At 43.1% G+C, this 17,017-nt stretch carries 12 protein-coding genes; all 12 read left to right on the top strand.

Going from position 1 to position 17,017, the window contains the following annotated elements:
* Positions 1 to 211: 211 nt before the first annotated feature.
* The 12 genes from V6C21_RS09270 (at position 212) to V6C21_RS09215 (ending at position 16,790) form a co-directional block, all read left to right on the top strand.
* The gene (locus V6C21_RS09270; RefSeq protein WP_034841463.1) at positions 212 to 1,507 is read left to right on the top strand and encodes an extracellular solute-binding protein; all 1,296 of its coding nucleotides are present in this window, start codon (positions 212 to 214) and stop codon (positions 1,505 to 1,507) included.
* A gap of 116 nt (positions 1,508 to 1,623) precedes the next feature.
* Positions 1,624 to 3,426 (top strand): sensor histidine kinase, encoded by a 1,803-nt coding sequence (locus V6C21_RS09265; protein ID WP_479268871.1) that lies wholly within the window; start codon positions 1,624 to 1,626, stop codon positions 3,424 to 3,426.
* 33 nt (positions 3,427 to 3,459) lie between these two features.
* Positions 3,460 to 5,109, top strand: coding sequence for a response regulator transcription factor (locus V6C21_RS09260; RefSeq protein ID WP_034841457.1), 1,650 nt, complete (start codon positions 3,460 to 3,462; stop codon positions 5,107 to 5,109).
* Positions 5,110 to 5,420: 311 nt separating this feature from the next.
* A complete protein-coding gene (locus V6C21_RS09255) occupies positions 5,421 to 6,434 on the top strand; it encodes an ABC transporter permease (protein WP_479268870.1) in 1,014 nt (337 codons plus the stop codon).
* Positions 6,435 to 6,614: 180 nt separating this feature from the next.
* A complete protein-coding gene (locus V6C21_RS09250; protein ID WP_479268869.1) occupies positions 6,615 to 7,400 on the top strand; it encodes a carbohydrate ABC transporter permease in 786 nt (261 codons plus the stop codon).
* A 105-nt stretch (positions 7,401 to 7,505) separates the two neighbouring features.
* The gene (locus V6C21_RS09245) at positions 7,506 to 8,924 is read left to right on the top strand and encodes an ABC transporter substrate-binding protein (protein ID WP_479268868.1); all 1,419 of its coding nucleotides are present in this window, start codon (positions 7,506 to 7,508) and stop codon (positions 8,922 to 8,924) included.
* Between the two features lie 404 nt (positions 8,925 to 9,328).
* Complete coding sequence (gatC, locus tag V6C21_RS09240; RefSeq protein ID WP_051492513.1) at positions 9,329 to 9,616, top strand: Asp-tRNA(Asn)/Glu-tRNA(Gln) amidotransferase subunit GatC; 288 nt, start codon at positions 9,329 to 9,331, stop codon at positions 9,614 to 9,616.
* A 50-nt stretch (positions 9,617 to 9,666) separates the two neighbouring features.
* The gene (gene gatA, locus V6C21_RS09235; protein WP_034841446.1) at positions 9,667 to 11,121 is read left to right on the top strand and encodes an Asp-tRNA(Asn)/Glu-tRNA(Gln) amidotransferase subunit GatA; all 1,455 of its coding nucleotides are present in this window, start codon (positions 9,667 to 9,669) and stop codon (positions 11,119 to 11,121) included.
* A gap of 14 nt (positions 11,122 to 11,135) precedes the next feature.
* On the top strand, positions 11,136 to 12,551 hold the full coding sequence (gene gatB / locus V6C21_RS09230) for an Asp-tRNA(Asn)/Glu-tRNA(Gln) amidotransferase subunit GatB (protein WP_034841443.1): 1,416 nt from the start codon (positions 11,136 to 11,138) through the stop codon (positions 12,549 to 12,551).
* A gap of 325 nt (positions 12,552 to 12,876) precedes the next feature.
* Positions 12,877 to 14,976: a type III glutamine synthetase gene (locus tag V6C21_RS09225; protein ID WP_034841441.1), complete on the top strand. Its 2,100-nt coding sequence runs from the start codon at positions 12,877 to 12,879 to the stop codon at positions 14,974 to 14,976.
* Positions 14,977 to 15,013: 37 nt separating this feature from the next.
* A complete protein-coding gene (locus V6C21_RS09220; protein ID WP_479268867.1) occupies positions 15,014 to 15,190 on the top strand; it encodes a hypothetical protein in 177 nt (58 codons plus the stop codon).
* Between the two features lie 265 nt (positions 15,191 to 15,455).
* Entirely contained in the window at positions 15,456 to 16,790 is a 1,335-nt protein-coding gene (locus V6C21_RS09215; protein ID WP_479268866.1) for a hemolysin family protein, read from the top strand.
* The last annotated feature ends 227 nt before the right edge of the window (positions 16,791 to 17,017 follow it).

Genomic DNA, 17,017 nt, shown 5'->3' with positions numbered 1-17,017 from the left:
TTGAAAACTGGCGGTGCAGCTTTTTGCTGTAAACCAACGGTTATTTCTGTTATTATATAATGTTGTTTAGTATAAATATTTAGTATTTTTAATTCATTTAGTTGACTTTATAAAATATTGTATTAAAATTAATAATAAAGCACACATTATTTGGTTAACTTTTGTGTAATTTACTAAAATCGCTGTTTGGCTTAAAAGAGGGGGCTGGACAATGAAAAAGGCTGCAGCATTAGCAGTACTTGCTGTTATTGCCTTTTTTGCTGTTGTTTTCAGCACTTTTTATGGCATTAATGATACCAAAGCTACCCAAAACAGCGAGTCAAAATCCAAAATAAAGCTGACGTTTATGAACAGTTGGGGCGGATACGACACTAAGGCCAGCGTTGTAGAGCAGCTTTTTGATGAATTTCAGGAAAAAGAAAAAAATACGGAAATAGTCAATCAGACCCTCTCGGGTGATGATTTTTTACCCACCATTAAAGAAAAATTTGCAACCGGGAGCCAGCCTGATGTTTTCGGCCTTTGGCCCGGCAGCGATATCAGAACACTGATAAAAGCCGGAAAAGTCGCAGATCTGACCAATCTTATTACCTCTGATCCGAAATGGTACAACAGTTTTGACACGAGCATGTGGCCCCAAGTCATGCAAAACGGAAAGATTTATGGATTGCCGGTTGAAATAACCTTTGAGGGGCTTTTTATAAACAAGGACCTTTTTGACAGATACAATGTGAAGGTGCCCGAAAACTATGAGGACCTGAAAAAGGCTATAGTTACCTTCAAAAACAACAATATAATCCCTATTGCATACAACTGCAAGCCCGAGGGAAGTTACCTCTATCAAAATATCGTTATGAGCCTTGACGGCAAAAATGTTGAAAATCCATTCATAAACGGCAAAATACGGGACAGTTACATAAAGGCAATGTATATAATGCGGGAACTGCGCGAATTGGGTGCTTTCCCTAATGACAACGAATGTTTTACAATGGAAAGTAATGCAAGAGATGACCTATTCCTTCAAAAAAAGGCGGCTATGATTGTCCAGGGGTCTTGGTTCGTCGATAAATGTAAAACGGACACCGTTGAGCTTGTGCCCTTCCCCCGCATGACAGAAAACAGTCCGAACGCAGCAGTTTATTGCCTTGGCTGCGGTACATTTTACATAAGCCAAAAGGCCTGGAATGACCCTGTAAAAAAAGAAGCAGCCATTAAGCTATTGAGATTTCTAACCTCGAAGGAAGCATGTGAGAAGCTGGCTGTTCAATCCGACATGATAAGCTGTGTGAAATTAGATGAAAGCAAAATCAAATACAATAAACTCACTAAATCAGGAATCAAAATGGTAAATGATGCTTCCGTCCTTGTAGGTGCACCTGACAGTTACATCACACGGTCGGTATGGGAAAGTGTGATTATCAGAAACTTTCCAGATATGCTGTGCAACAAAATTTCACCAGAAGAACTTTGGAACATGGCAATAGAAGCCGGTGCAGAGGAAAAATAACATTTGTATTTTAACGAGTTGGTGAATCAATGATCGCAGCCGCCAAAACAGCCCTTAAAAAACTGAATGTCATGATGAATTCCGGGCTTAGAAATTTAGTTTCCTTTTATAAAAACATGCCAATCCGAATAAAGCTGATGCTCATATTGAACATCGCAATTCTGGTCCCGCTTGTTACGATTTCCTTCGTATGCTTTAAAAATAGTGAAGATGTTTTAAAAAACAAATCCATTAATTATTCTCAAGATATCCTAAAGATTATAACAATGCGGCTTAATGATTACATATCAAGCCTTGACAGTATAAGCACGGATATGCTTGGCAGTTCATTGATAAACAGCTACATACAGAATGACAAAATCAGCGAAGATAACGTTACAGTTTATCATACCCAGGACAATGTCAGAGATTATCTGAAAAATCAGATCAGAATCAGGGGAGAAGTTCAATCAATCGGCGTTTATCTCTTAAACAGCAATCTGCCGAATTGCTATGCCGATGACAACTCCCAGCGTGAAAGCATTCAAAAAATTTTACCAAAAGAAAGCAAACTATACTATGAATTACTCGAAAAGGTAGAAAAGAGCGAGGGTGAGCCTGTTTGGTATCTTGATTCTTCTAAGGGAAAAGTAAAACACATATTTTATGCACGCGCTATTAATGACCGTGACAATTACAAAATGTGCGGCATGCTTGTGCTCATGGTGAAACAGGATTGGTTCAATACCGTATTCAACGGGCTTATCAACGAGGATATGAAAAAAACCGCCGTGCTTTCCGATAATATGGAGGTTATCTTAAGCAGGTCCGGTGCTGACTCATATGCGCTTTCAAAAGAAATGTTCGGTAAAATGAACGGCAGCCACGGATTTTTTACCGATATGAAGCAGAATACTCTCATCTCCTATATAACAGTTGATAAAACCGGATGGAAGATCGTATCTTATATACCATTATCCACATTATACAGTGATGTAGAATATATAAAGCAAAGAATAATTATTTCGTTGATCTGCGCAGTTCTGCTGATGCTTCTCATCAGTTTCTATATATCTTATGATTTTGTTACCGCCATTAATGCGCTCGTCGGCGGCATGAAGCGGCTTCAAAACGGCGAAGTTAACGTTGAAGTGAAGCTTGACCGCAAAGATGAACTCGGCTTTATGGGAACCTCATTCAACACAATGGTCAAGGAAATCACTACACTTCAGAAATGGATTCTCCGCGAACAGTTGACGAGAAAAGATGCGCAAATTAAAGCACTTCAGTCGCAGATAAACCCCCATTTTCTTTTCAATACTCTGGAGTCTATAAACTGGATGGCGCAGCTGAAAGGTGTACCGGAAATCAGCGAAACCGTTACAGCCTTAGCGTCACTTATGGATGCAAGTATCGCACGCAGCGGCAAATTCATTACGCTTGCTCAGGAATTAAATTATATAGATAACTACATTCTTATTATGAAAAAAAGATTTGAAGGCAGGCTTGAGCTTAACAAGGAAATTGACCCAGAGCTACTTGAAGTTAAGGTTCCGCGTCTGCTTATACAGCCGCTCGTGGAAAATGCCATAAATCACGGTGTTGCAAACTATAGGGGAAAAGGCGTAGTCAAGGTTACCGCCGCAAAATTCAACGAGCTTATAAGAATAACAGTTGAAGACAACGGCGCCGGCATTGATCCCGACGAACTCGAAATAATAAATGAACGGCTGAGCATGAATGATGAGGATTATTTCAAGTATGCAGAGAACAATGGTTTAAGAGGTATCGGCCTTGAAAATGTAAACTGCAGGATTAAATTGTTCTATGGCCCTCAATATGGTATTAAAATTGAAAGTAAGAAGGGCTCATTTACAAAAATATATTTTGATATTCCTCATGAGATAGATGAAAAGATAGAGAAACTACCTGCGGAGTGAAACAGCGGTTTATAATGATTAATGGAGGTTCTTATGTTCAAAGTCTTAATTATTGATGATGAACCGATCATTAGAAAAGGCATACGGAACATTGTAAACTGGGACAATTACGACTGTGAAGTCTGCGGAGAAGCAGGTGACGGACTTGCCGGCAAAAAGATGATAGAAAGCGAACGTCCGGATATTATTATAACCGACATACGAATGCCTGAGGTTGATGGGCTTACTATGATCGGTGAAATCAAAGAAATTATACCTGATAGCAAGATTATCATACTCACCGGCTACCGTGATTTCGATTATGCACAAGAAGCGATAAAACTTGGCGCCTTTGATTACATATTAAAACCCACTAAAATTGAGGAACTAAACGCGGTAATTGCCCGCGCCGTAAAAGAATTGAGGTTCAAATATAACAAAGCTGCCGAAATACAGAAACTGCGCCGTATATATGAAAAGAACCTGCCCTTTATAAAAGAAAAACTGCTTTTCAATATGATTTACGGAACTTTTTCAGATACGGATGGTACTATTCAACAGGCAGAAGCGCTCGGAATGAAAATCAAGCGCTTTATTCTCGGCATAGTTGAAAACGACGACAACGGAGAAATTAAAAACGGCTCGGATGCAGAAGATGAAAAGCAGGTTCAGGAATCGCAGCTCTATCAATTTGGTATAATCAGTACGCTCGAGGAAGTATTTTCAGATAGATTCACCGTTCTTTGCGTATCAATAAGCCGCAGGCGCGTCGCCTTTGTTCTGATTCTAAAGGATGGCGACAACGTTGAGCAAAATTTTATAAATTCAAAGTGCACATATTTGCAAAATATTATACAAAATTGTTTTGGCTTTACTATTTCAGTTGCAATAAGTACACAAGGTGATGGTTACAAACAGCTCCCGGAAAAACTCAAGGAATGTAAAGAAGCTCTTGAGCATAAGTTTTATTTAGGCGCTAACTGCGTGATATTTTATAGCGACCTCGGAACCTTTTTCAAATACACAGACTATTCGGAACTCAACGACAGACAAAAAGAGCTTATCGACAACGTAAAGGCAGGAAATCCTGAAGCTTCATCAAAAAGCCTCGCTTTGCTTTTTGACTGCATCAACCGCCTTGGCAATTCCGACAAGGATTACATAAAGAATTTCTATTTCAATACGATTTCCCTCATAAACTCTATAAGAGTATCTCTTGTATCAGGAGAAAAACCAAAGGACGAAGGAACGCTCGCTTCACTTTACAAGATGATAGAGAAATGTGACAACATATCCGACCTCAATGCAATTCTGGAAAACGCCGTAAATCAGACTGTTACAAAAGTCCATGAATACAACAACAATAATATGAAACTTCTTTTGCGCCGCGCAGTAGATTTCCTCGACAAACATTATATGGAACAGATTACGCTTAATCAGGTTGCAGAAAAGCTTTATGTCAGCAATTTCTACCTCAGCCGCATGTTCAAAAAGGAATTGGGCATAAATTTTATTGATTATCTTAATGAACTTAGGATAAACAAAGCAAAGGATTTGCTCACAGATACGAAATATAAAACCTACGAAGTCGCCGAAGCCGTCGGAGTACCCAACTCACATTATTTTTCAAAACTGTTCCGCAAGTATACAGGCATGACGGCTTCAGAGTACAGAGAGTCAGCGATGCAGAAATCGCAAAAATAATAACATCAAAAATGTATACCATAAACTGAATATAGTGTAAAAAATGCCGCAATCCGAACTTCTTTCCGGATTGCGGCATTTTTGGTGCAATTTTTTGCTGGATATAAAATTCCAGAATGAGAGCAATTTTGATTACTATTTAACAAATTCGTCTATTTAGTTATATTGCTAAAAATAGTACTATATCAGCGTAATGAAATGTCAATTTTAATGGTTCCTCGCTGTTGAGCTGTTGAACCAACCATCATTTCTATCACCGTTCACAGTTAAGATAACTATTACTCCGAGAGAAAAAAAGGAGAGGTGCCAAAATGTCTATGGAGCAAGCTGTCGATTTGAAACCCGATATCAACAGCGCGCCAGAAAACCCGGTTAAACCAGCCGTCCCAACACGCAAAGGGAAAAGATATAACACTTTCGTAAAAAACATTCCTTATTATTTAATGCTGCTACCGGGTGTAGTGGTTCTTATAATTAATAACTACCTTCCAATGATAGGTGTAATTATTCCTTTCGAAGATTATCGATATGAAAAGAGTTTCCTATACTCCTTGTTCCACAGCCAATTTACTGGTTTCAAGAACTTCCGGTTCTTATTTAATACGTCAAACGCATTGGTTGCTACCCGTAATACTGTTTTATACAACTTGTTATTTATTGCACTTGACATTATTGTTCCGGTTGCGCTCGCAATCGCAATGTCTGAAATGTGGAACCAAACAGCCGCTAAGGTTTATCAGAATCTTATGTTCCTTCCATACTTTATTTCATGGATCGTAGTAAGTTACATAGTATACGCATTCTTCTGCAATAAGACCGGATTTATAAACCACAATATAATAAAGGCTCTTGGTATGGAAGAGATATGGTTCTATTCTGAGCCAGACAAATGGCCTCCAATATTGACTTTCTTCCATATGTGGAAATACACGGGCTATAACTTGATAGTATATATCGCTTCTATTGCAGGCATAAGCACAGAGTATTACGAAGCAGCATCCCTTGACGGTGCAAGTAAATGGCAACAGGTAAAATACATCACATTACCGATGCTTAAAACACCAATGGTAATTCTTACGCTGATTGCCGTCGGCCGCATATTCAACGGTGACTTCGACTTGTTCTTCAACGTTCCGCGTAACCAAGGTGCTCTTTACAGTACAACAGATATTCTTGATACATATGTTTACAGACTGCTCTTGAATCTTAATGATGTAAGTAAATCCGCCGCAGCAGGTCTCTATCAGGCGGTTGTTGGCTGCATAGTGGTATTTATTGCCAACTTCTTTGTTAAGAAGGTCGACGAAGATTCGGCTTTGTTCTGATACATCAAATATTAACTGCCTAATGCAGTGGGGAGGATAACGATGGAAAGCGCGCCAGCAAAAAGTAAACATGTAAAACTCAGCCATATCAATCGTATTTCGCCGGCATCTAATGCAATTATAAATATAATTTTTCTGATTATTCTTTTCTTATTCATAATGCCAGTAATTCTTATTATAATGGTGTCTTTTAGCTCTAATGATTCAATATTGCAGAATGGTTATTCTTACTGGCCTTCTGAGTTTTCTTTAGAGGCATATCGATTTGTTTTTAAATATTGGAAGGATATTGGAAGGGCATATGGCGTTTCACTATTTGTTACTGCGTTCGGTTCAGTTGCAGCCACGCTTATTATAGCGCTGTACGCCTACCCGCTATCGAGAAGCAGTTTCGGACCTCGAAACAAATTCGCTTTCTTCGCATTCTTCACAACGATTTTCGGTGGCGGACTCGTTCCGTGGGTTATTGTTTATTCCCGTGTTTTTCAAATAGACTCAACTGTTTGGATCTTGATCGTTCCCTATCTCTTGAACGCATGGTGGGTAATTATCATGCGTACGTTCATGAAATCGTCAGTTCCTGACGATTTGATTGAAGCTGCTAGGATTGACGGAGCAGGGGAATTCAGGATATTCTTCACAATCGTGCTTCCGCTTGCCAGAGCTGGACTTGCAACTATTTTCCTGTTCTGCCTGCTGCGTTTCTGGAATGACTATTATCTCTCACTCATATTCATAAAAGACAGCCATCTCTACACTATTCAGTATTATATGTATCAGTTACTCAATAACATAACTTACTTGACAACCAATACGAACGTTCCTCCCACCGCCAGACAAAATTTGCCTTCTGACAGCATAAGAATGGCTATTGCAGTTATTGCAGTTGGACCGGTTATCTTCTGCTATGGATTCTTCCAGAGATATTTCGTCAAAGGTATCATAGTAGGTGCTGTAAAAGGCTAATACCGAGAAATCGGTTAGTAATATATTTGTGAGGAGGAATTTCTAATGCATAGTGGCAAAAAGTTACTATGTCTCACCCTGGCTTTGACTACTGCGTTACCATTTATGCTTACTGGATGCAAAAAGAATGATAATAGCTCCAGCACTGGTGGTAACAAGTCAAAGCCAACGGTCACATTGAAAATGTTCACTGGTGATGCAAAGAGCCAGGGACAGGAACGCGTTGTCAAAGCAATTAACAAGTACCTGGAGGAAAAGGGTACCGGCATTCAGATTGACTGGCAGCAGCAGGCTTGGGATCCGCTCGGCCAGAAGATCAACACAATGCTGCAGACAGGTCAACAGGCCGATATCGTCTTCGTTTCTAACTGGAACGGAGCCGGTTACAGGTCACATGCAGCCAACGGTTATCTCACAGATTTGACACCGTATCTGGAGAAGAATCCAGACCTTGTAGAGCTCCTTGGTAAGGATTTCCTCGACAGCTCAAAGATCAACGGTAAAAACTACGCTATGCCGACAAACAAGGAAAAAGCTCACGACTGGGGATTCCTTATTAAGAAGGACCTGATTGACAAATACGGCATTGACATCACTAAGATCAAAAAGCTCGAAGATATGGAGCCGTATTTTGAAAAAGCAAAAGCTGACGGCATTATTCCTATCTGCGCAGCTGCTATGGATAATCCGTTCAAATTCCTTGATTGGGATGTCATAGTTGGCGACGGTACGCCTGGAGCGTTTGATCCTGCGGAAGGCTGCAATAAGGTTTTCGATCAGTTCACAGATGATAAGTCTGTTGCCTTCTACAAGAAGATGAAGGAGTACAACAAGAAAGGTTACTTCTCACCAAACGCTTCTACTGCTGAGAGCCAGGAGACAGAAATGAAATCAGGCAAGTACCTCTGCGGTAGCTGGTCACTTGTTCCTGGTAAAGACAAGTCAGAATCCATTTCACTCGGATTTGACGTAGTACAAGTTGACATCACTCCTATCGAGAAGACAAATCGTGAAACAACAGGCGCTATGCTTGCTATTCCGACTTCTTCACAGCATAAGGATGAGGCATTCCAGCTCATCAAGATGCTCTATACAGACAAAACACTTGTCAACCTGTTTGTATGGGGCGAGGAAGGCATAGACTACGAAAAGAAATCTGACAATATCATTGAGCTCAAGAGCTCATCTGATTATAAGTCCGCTGGTGGCTGGATCCTTGGCAACCAGTTCATCAACTACCTCACAACAACTCAGGATCCGAACCTCTGGAAATCGTACGAAGAGTACAACGATAAAGCCACAGCTCTTCCGTCGCTCGGCTTTATCTTTGACCCGACTCCTGTTAAAGATCAGGTCAACAGCTGCTCTAACACAGTTACGGCCTACTACAAACAGCTCTTCTATGGAACTTGCGATGTTGACAAGACTGTTAGTGCATTCAAGAAAGAGCTTAAAGCCAACGGTGTAGATGAGCTGCTCGCTGAGATGCAGAAGCAGTATGACGCATGGAAGTCAAGCAAGTAAGTTTAACCTGATTCATAGATAAACCTCCTTTTTACCGGTGCCAACAGGCACCGGCTTTTTTTTTGACTTATGTGTTCTATTTTTTATGAAGTAATAAATATTCAATAATCACCCTCTAATATTTTTCTGTAAAGAATCGTCAACATGAAAGCCAGTTTATGAGAATATCAGCTTTGCCAATAATGACATCTTCCCTATCCCCCGCTGATTCTTTCGCTTATCAAAATTTAGTTTTTACGATGAATGAGTTTATCAAGCTAATTTGGTTATACTTGCAAAGATAAGATGATATGTTATAATTATACTTATGTATAAATACGGAATTCACTAATGAATGTTGTCAAATACGACTTACATTCATATTTGGAATAGATAAATAAGTTTCCATTGTTGGAGGGATTATTATGTCACAAAAGGCCGACATTGAATATCTGACAAAGCTTGCCCGCATGGAACTGAGTGCGGAAGAAAAAGCCTCGCTTGAGAAGGATCTTGACGCCATAATCGGTTATATGGATACACTTTCAAAAATAGATACCGACGAAATTGAACCTATGGAACATGTTCTCGGCCTTTCAAATGTAATGAGGGACGATAATCCCGTGCCGTCATATGACCGCGATACTCTGCTTGCATGCGCACCAAATTCAGAGGACGGCTTCTATGATGTTCCCCTTGCCGTTGAACAATGACTTTGATTACTGCGCCGCGCTGAAAACATCGGTTTGTTGGAGGATGAAGCATGGATCTTTATAAGTTAAGCGTGAAAGAAGCTTCCGAGCTTCTGAAAAAGCATGAGATAAAGGCGGACGAGCTATTGGATTCGGTATATGCCCGTATTGAAGCCGTTGACGGAAAACTCGGTGCATATATAAGCCTTTGCCGCGAAAAAGCAGAAAGCATGGCAAAATCCGCTCAGTCAAAAATAGATAACGGAGAAGCCGGTGCGCTTACAGGTATTCCTGCCGGCATAAAAGACAATATCTGCACAAAAGGTATTGCGACGACCTGCGCCTCTAAGATGCTTGAAAATTTTATTCCGCCGTATAACGCTACAGTTATTGAAAAACTTGAATCTTCAGGTGCTGTCATAACAGGTAAACTCAATATGGATGAGTTTGCGATGGGCGGCTCAACTGAAACCTCCTATTTTAAGAAATGTGCAAACCCGTGGGATATCACGAGAGTACCCGGAGGGTCGTCCGGCGGTTCTGCATCGGCCGTTGCTTCGGGTGAAGCTCTTTTCGCGCTGGGTTCAGATACCGGCGGATCGATAAGGCAGCCTGCTTCTTTCTGTGGCGTAGTCGGCCTTAAACCGACATATGGCGCGGTTTCCCGTTTTGGCCTTGTTGCCTTTGCTTCTTCCCTTGACCAGATAGGCCCGATAACCCGTACTGTTGAAGACAGCGCCATAGTTCTGAACGCTATTTGCGGCGCCGACAGCCGCGATTCTACTTGCGCCGATTACAAGCACCCGGATTACACAGCAGATATTGACCGTGGCGTCAAAGGCATGAAGATAGGTATACCAACACAGTATATCGGTGACGGGCTTGACCCCGATGTAAAAGAAGCCGTTCTTCGCGCCGCAAAACACTTTGAAGATTTGGGCGCGAAATGCGATGAGGTTTCACTCCCCGCTGCGGATTATGCTGTCCCGGCATATTATCTTATCTCATCAGCTGAGGCTTCATCTAACCTTGCCCGCTACGACGGTATCAAGTTCGGTTACGCCGCAAAGGACTGCAAAAATCTCGCCCAGCTCATGGACCGTTCCCGCGGTGAAGGTTTCGGACGTGAAGTAAAACGCCGTATTATTCTCGGCACTTACGCCTTGAGCGCCGGCTATTACGACGCCTATTATAAAAAGGCGCTGAAAATTCGCAGAATTATTAAGAACGGATTCGACAAGGTTTTTGAAAATTATGACCTGATCATCGGTCCTACCGCTCCAACCACCGCTTATCCGATAGGTTCAAAGAGCGGTGACCCGATCGCCATGTACCTCGGCGACATCTTTACGGTGCCGGTAAATATCGCCGGTATCCCGGCCATGTCGCTCAACTGCGGATTTGACAAACAGGGCATGCCTATTGGGCTGCAGATTATCGCCCCTGCGTTCAACGAGCCGAAAATATTCAGGGCGGCTTATGCTTTTGAAAAGTCTACGCCTTACAATAAGTTTCCTAATATATAAGGGGGTGCGGAGAAATGGAATTCGAAACAGTAGTAGGACTTGAAATACATGCTGAACTGGCAACAAAAACAAAGATTTTCTGCGGCTGTTCAACCGAGTTCGGCGGAGAGCAGAATACACACTGCTGTCCAGTCTGCACCGGAATGCCCGGCACCTTGCCTGTGCTAAACAAAAAGGTCGTCGAATATGCTGTCCGCGCGGGTCTTGCCATGAACTGCGAAATTGCTCATTTTTCAAAGCTCGACCGCAAGAACTACTTCTACCCCGACCTGCCGAAAGCATACCAGATTTCACAGTACGACCTGCCGCTCTGCAAAAACGGTTATGTAAAACTGTCAAGCGGCAAAAAAATCGGCATTACGAGGATTCATATAGAAGAGGATGCGGGTAAGTTGGTACATGATACCGCCGCCCGCCGCACCTATGTAGACTATAACCGCTGCGGCGTCCCTCTGATTGAGATAGTATCCGAACCGGATATCCGCTCCCCTGAAGAGGCAAAGGAGTTTGTGGAGCGCGTCCGCACAATTCTGCTCTATGCAGGCGTTTCAGACTGCCGAATGGAAGAAGGCTCACTCCGCGCCGACGTCAATCTGTCTGTAAGGCCAAAGGGCTCTGACCAGTTCGGAACCAGAACCGAAATGAAAAATATAAACTCATTCCGCGCCATTTACCGCGCGGTTGAAAACGAATCACAACGGCAAATTGACGTTATTTTAGACGGCGGTAAGGTTGAACAGGAGACGCGCCGCTGGGACGACAGCCGGGGAGAAAGCCGGCCAATGAGGGGCAAAGAAGAGGCTAACGACTACCGTTACTTCCCCGAACCTGATATCGTTCCCATTGTCCTTGACGACAAGAGGATTGAAGAAATACGCGCAGGCCTTCCCCGCCTTCCGGAGGTCAGGATTGCTGAATATGTCAAAAACGGCGTATCGGAAGCCGACGCTGTTATTATAACCGAATCAAGGGCCCTTTCAGATTTTTATGAGGCGATTGCCGAAAAAACTGATTATAAGGAAGCCGCAAAATGGATAGTCGGCGAAATGATGCGCAACCTAAAAGAACGCGAATTGGAGCCTGAAAATATCCCCTTCGGGCCGGAGAATCTCGTCAGCATAATTACTATGTGCAAAAACGGCAAAATTACCGCTGCGTCCGGCAAAAAGGTGCTCTCGATGCTCTTTGACGAACAAGGCGAAACCGCCGAAAGCCTTGTGGAGAAACATTCTCTCGCTGTGATAGGCGATGAAAGCGCAATTGATAAGACGGTAAGCGAAGTAATTGCAGCTAATCCGAAGTCAGTTGCAGATTTCAAGGCCGGCAAGGAAAAGGCCATTGGTTTCTTGATGGGCCAGTGCATGAAGGCGCTCCGCGGCAAAGCAGACCCCGTAAAGCTGCGTGAAAAACTCCTAAAGGCACTTAAATAAACCCTATCATGCCTCATAAAATTCTCTGCAAGCAGATTCAAAAAACCTTTTATTCAGCTAAACCTATAATAAGTCCATTACAGCAGTTTTGCGTCACATTTGCTGACTCTTTGGTGTTTTTGCGTTTAATCCCGCATATTTATTTATTGATTTGGACTATCCGGGAGGCACAAATATAATGAAAGTTTGTGAAAAACTCTATTTTGCAAAACTGCTGTTTCTATGTTATACTATTTATATAATATCGCGTGTGAAACAATGGTGTTTCGCGGCAGCCTTGCCGTGATGCACCTTTTTCTTTTTTCTCACAAGGGGGGCATACACAATGGAAGATGAAAAGGATATGTGTCCAGCTTCTATTTTTGGCAGCAACGTATTTAATGATTCAGTTATGAAAACACGGCTTCCTAAGGTTACTTACAAGTCGTTAAAGAAAACCATAGAACAGGGTCTTCCAATAGATCCGTCAATTGCTGACGTCGTTGCCAATGCAATGAAGGATTGGGCTATTGAAAAGGGCGCAACCCACTTTACACATTGGTTTCAGCCGATGACTGGCATCACCGCCGAAAAGCATGACGCTTTTATTTCACCTACAAACGACGGCAAAGTGATCATGGAGTTCTCAGGCAAAGAACTTATAAAGGGAGAGTCAGACGCGTCTTCATTCCCGTCAGGCGGACTCCGCGCCACATTTGAAGCGAGGGGTTATACCGCTTGGGACTGCACCTCCCCCGCTTTTGTAAAGGACGGGACCCTTTACATACCGACTGTATTTATTTCCTACACAGGCGAGGCGCTCGATAAAAAAGCTCCTTTGCTGCGTTCGGCCGAAGCTTTGAGCAACGCAGCGCTGCGCATACTCAAGCTCTTTGGCAATACATCAGCAAATCACGTTACAGCAACAGTGGGTCCGGAGCAGGAGTATTTCCTTGTCGACCGTGGGCTTTACAACAAGCGCCTTGACCTTATGCTCGCGGGACGTACACTGTTCGGTGCAAAGCCCCCGAAGGGCCAGGAACTTGACGACCAATATTACGCCCGCCTGCGCATGAGAGTAAGCGAATTCATGCACGACCTGGACTATGAGCTTTGGAGACTAGGCATATCAGCAAAGACAAAACATAACGAGGTTGCCCCTGCCCAGCACGAGCTTGCACTCATCTTTGACTCAGCGAATGTCGCAACCGACCACAACCAGGTAGTTATGGAGACTATGCGCAGGATCGCAAAGAAGCATGGCCTTGCCTGCCTTCTGCATGAGAAACCGTTTGATGGCGTCAACGGCAGCGGCAAACACATCAACTGGTCACTGTCAACCGACGAGGGACAAAACCTTTTTGATCCCGGAAAAACCCCGCGTCAAAACGCCCAATTCCTTCTCTTCCTTTCTGCCGTCATAGCGGCTGTTGACGATTATGCGGATTTGCTCCGTATGACAGTCGCAAGCGCCGGCAATGACCACCGCCTCGGCGCTAATGAAGCTCCCCCTGCAATTATCTCGATATTCGTCGGCGAAGAACTCAGCGCTATCCTCGAATCAATTGAGACAGGCAAACCCTATGAGGGCATAGAGCGTAAAACAATTGACATCGGTGTCACCTCACTGCCTAACCTGCCGAAGGATTCAACAGACCGCAACCGCACGTCCCCCTTCGCCTTCACAGGCAACAAGTTTGAATTCCGCATGGCAGGTTCATCACAGAGTGTCGCATCGCCCTGCTATATTCTCAACGCCACGGTCGCGGACACACTCTCAAGGTTCGCTGACCGCCTTGAAAAAGCTGACGATTTTATGTCTGAGGTTAGGGCGATTGTAAAAGAAACTATCAAAAAACACAAGCGCATCATATTCAACGGCAACAACTATTCCGAAGAATGGGTTGCCGAGGCTGCAAGGCGCGGACTCCCGAACATCACAAACACTGTCGACGCTATTGAAGTGTTAAAAGAACCGAAGAATATTGATGTCCTTGCCCGCACTGGCGTTATGTCAAAGGCCGAACTTGATTCACGCTATGAAATCCACCTTGAGAATTATTCCAAGATTATCAATATTGAAGCTTTAACCATGATTCAGATGGCCAACCGTGAGTTGATTCCCGCCGCGCTTACATTTTTGAACCAGCTTGCGGCACTTAATGCAAACCTGAAATCCGCCGGCGCGAAAAGCAAGGCAGCAAGCGATTTGCTCACCAAAGTATCTGGTCTTGTTGACGACTTTGAAGCATACACAATCGCTCTTAAGGACGCTGTTGAGGCCGCATCAGCAATCGACAATCCTAAAGAGAGCGCGGTTGCATACCGTGACAAAGTAATCCCGGCTATGGCCAATGTCCGTGCAGTCGCTGATGAACTTGAAATGTTAGTGCCCGAAAATATCTGGCCGATTCCTACATATGCAGATCTGCTTTTCAGAGTGTAATTAAACCGAAATTAGAGGGCTGCACCAAACGTTGAAATTGTCAGCGTCAGGTGCAGCCCTTGCGTTTTATAGAAGCCAACCCGAAAATCGCCGAAAAGCATTGAATTTCGGGCAGAAAACCTTGAGCGCCGGTTTATTCGGTTTCATCTTGTTTAACTTCTTTGTTGCTGAACCGCACACCCAGCACGCCTTATTGCAATACGGGGAAAAATAATATAAAATATATACTAACAATATAAATATTTTTGTACTAAAAGCCAATTGCGGATTATGTACTGCTTATTTGCTGAAACAAGTTTTGGCTTTTCTTTTACATCACTGACCTTGGTTTTCCGCTATTTGACAGAATGGTTAAAAACATATATTATAATAATTAGTATGGTTATAATTACTTATGCGATTACGTTATAAACACAAAACGTAATATTGCGTTTTCAAGTTTTGCACGCGTAAATCTTGTCTATGAGAGGAATTTCTAAATGGATTCTGGTGGCAGTTTAATACTGCAACTTTTATTGCTCCTTGTACTTATTTTAATTAATGCTTTTTTCGCGGCAAGCGAAATTGCCATTGTCTCGGCAAACGATACTAAAATCAAGGTTCTCGCGGAGGAAGGAAACAAGCGGGCCATCGTTCTTGAAAAGCTTTTATCTAGGCCGAGTAATTTTCTTGCTGCAATACAAGTTGGAGTAACGCTGTCTGGCCTGTTTTCAAGTGCCGTTGCTTCAGAAAGTATTGCGGATAGAATTGCTGCGGCATTTGAAAACAGTGGAGTTTCACCTGCTTTGGTAAAATTCCTCTCAGTTTTCATAGTCACTATTTTGCTTTCATATTTCACGCTGGTCTTCGGCGAGCTTGTTCCAAAGCGAATCGCGATGAAGAATTCCGAAGCATTGGCACTCAGAGTGGCCGGCATACTCAACGCCATTTCAATCATATTCTTGCCGTTCGTCGCACTGCTTTCTCATTCGACAAACGCAGTTGCACATCTTTTCGGTGTTGGACCTGTTGACAATCAGAATAATGTAACCGAAGAAGAAATACGCATGTTGGTAGATGTCGGTGAGGAGACCGGAGCCATTGACGAAAATGAAAAGGAAATGATAAACAACATTTTCGAATTCAATGACCGGACCGCCAGCGACATTATGACGCACCGCACAGAAATATATGCAGTTGAGGACACTGCCTCACTGTCAGATGTAATAGACGTCGCGCTCAAGGAAGGATTCTCACGAATCCCGGTTTATAAAGATGACCTTGACGACATTGTGGGTATTGTATTCGCAAAGGACCTGCTGAAATTTGTCGGCAAGCCGATGGATAAAGAATTTAATATCCGTGAAATAATGCGGCCGCCGCTTTTTGTACCGAAAACCAAGCGCTGTCAGGACCTTTTTGTTGAGCTTACCGAACAGAAACAGCATATGGCGGTTGTCATCGACGAATACGGCGGAACTGCCGGCATCGTCACTATGGAAGACCTGCTGGAGTCCATAGTCGGCAACATTCAGGATGAATACGACGATGAAACCGACGAATACTCGGTAATCGACGATTCGACATATACCATCGAGGGTACTGCGGATATCGAAGAAGTCAGCCACCTTTTGGACACAAAACTGCCAGAGGGTGAATATGATACCCTCGCAGGTCTCATAATCGACAGGCTGGGGCGCATACCCAGTGAAAATGAGCATCCGAGCGTTGAAATCGGTGATTTTGTATTCACCGTCGAACACGTTGAGGAAAAGCGTATCGAAAAAGTACGCGCCGAACGCAAAAAGCGCACCGTCCCTCAGAACAATGAGTAAAAAAGGATGTTCCCATTAGGGAACATCCTTTTTATATTCCTTGACCGAGAAGCCATCCGCTTTAACAGACAGCAAAGGGCAATTAATTCAATTATAATGTGGTACCGTCAAGAATTTTTCGCAAATTCATAACCCGCTTGGTAGTCATCACCTAGCCAGCAGTTACCTGTGAATCAGTCATGACATCCAGGGCCTCAAGATGTATCATGCTCATATAGCGCTTGGTA

The sequence above is a fragment of the [Clostridium] cellulosi genome, assembly GCF_036762875.1.
GTDB classification, from domain to species: domain Bacteria; phylum Bacillota; class Clostridia; order Oscillospirales; family Ethanoligenentaceae; genus Ruminiclostridium_D; species Ruminiclostridium_D cellulosi.
This window is presented reverse-complemented; position numbering and strand designations above follow the sequence as displayed.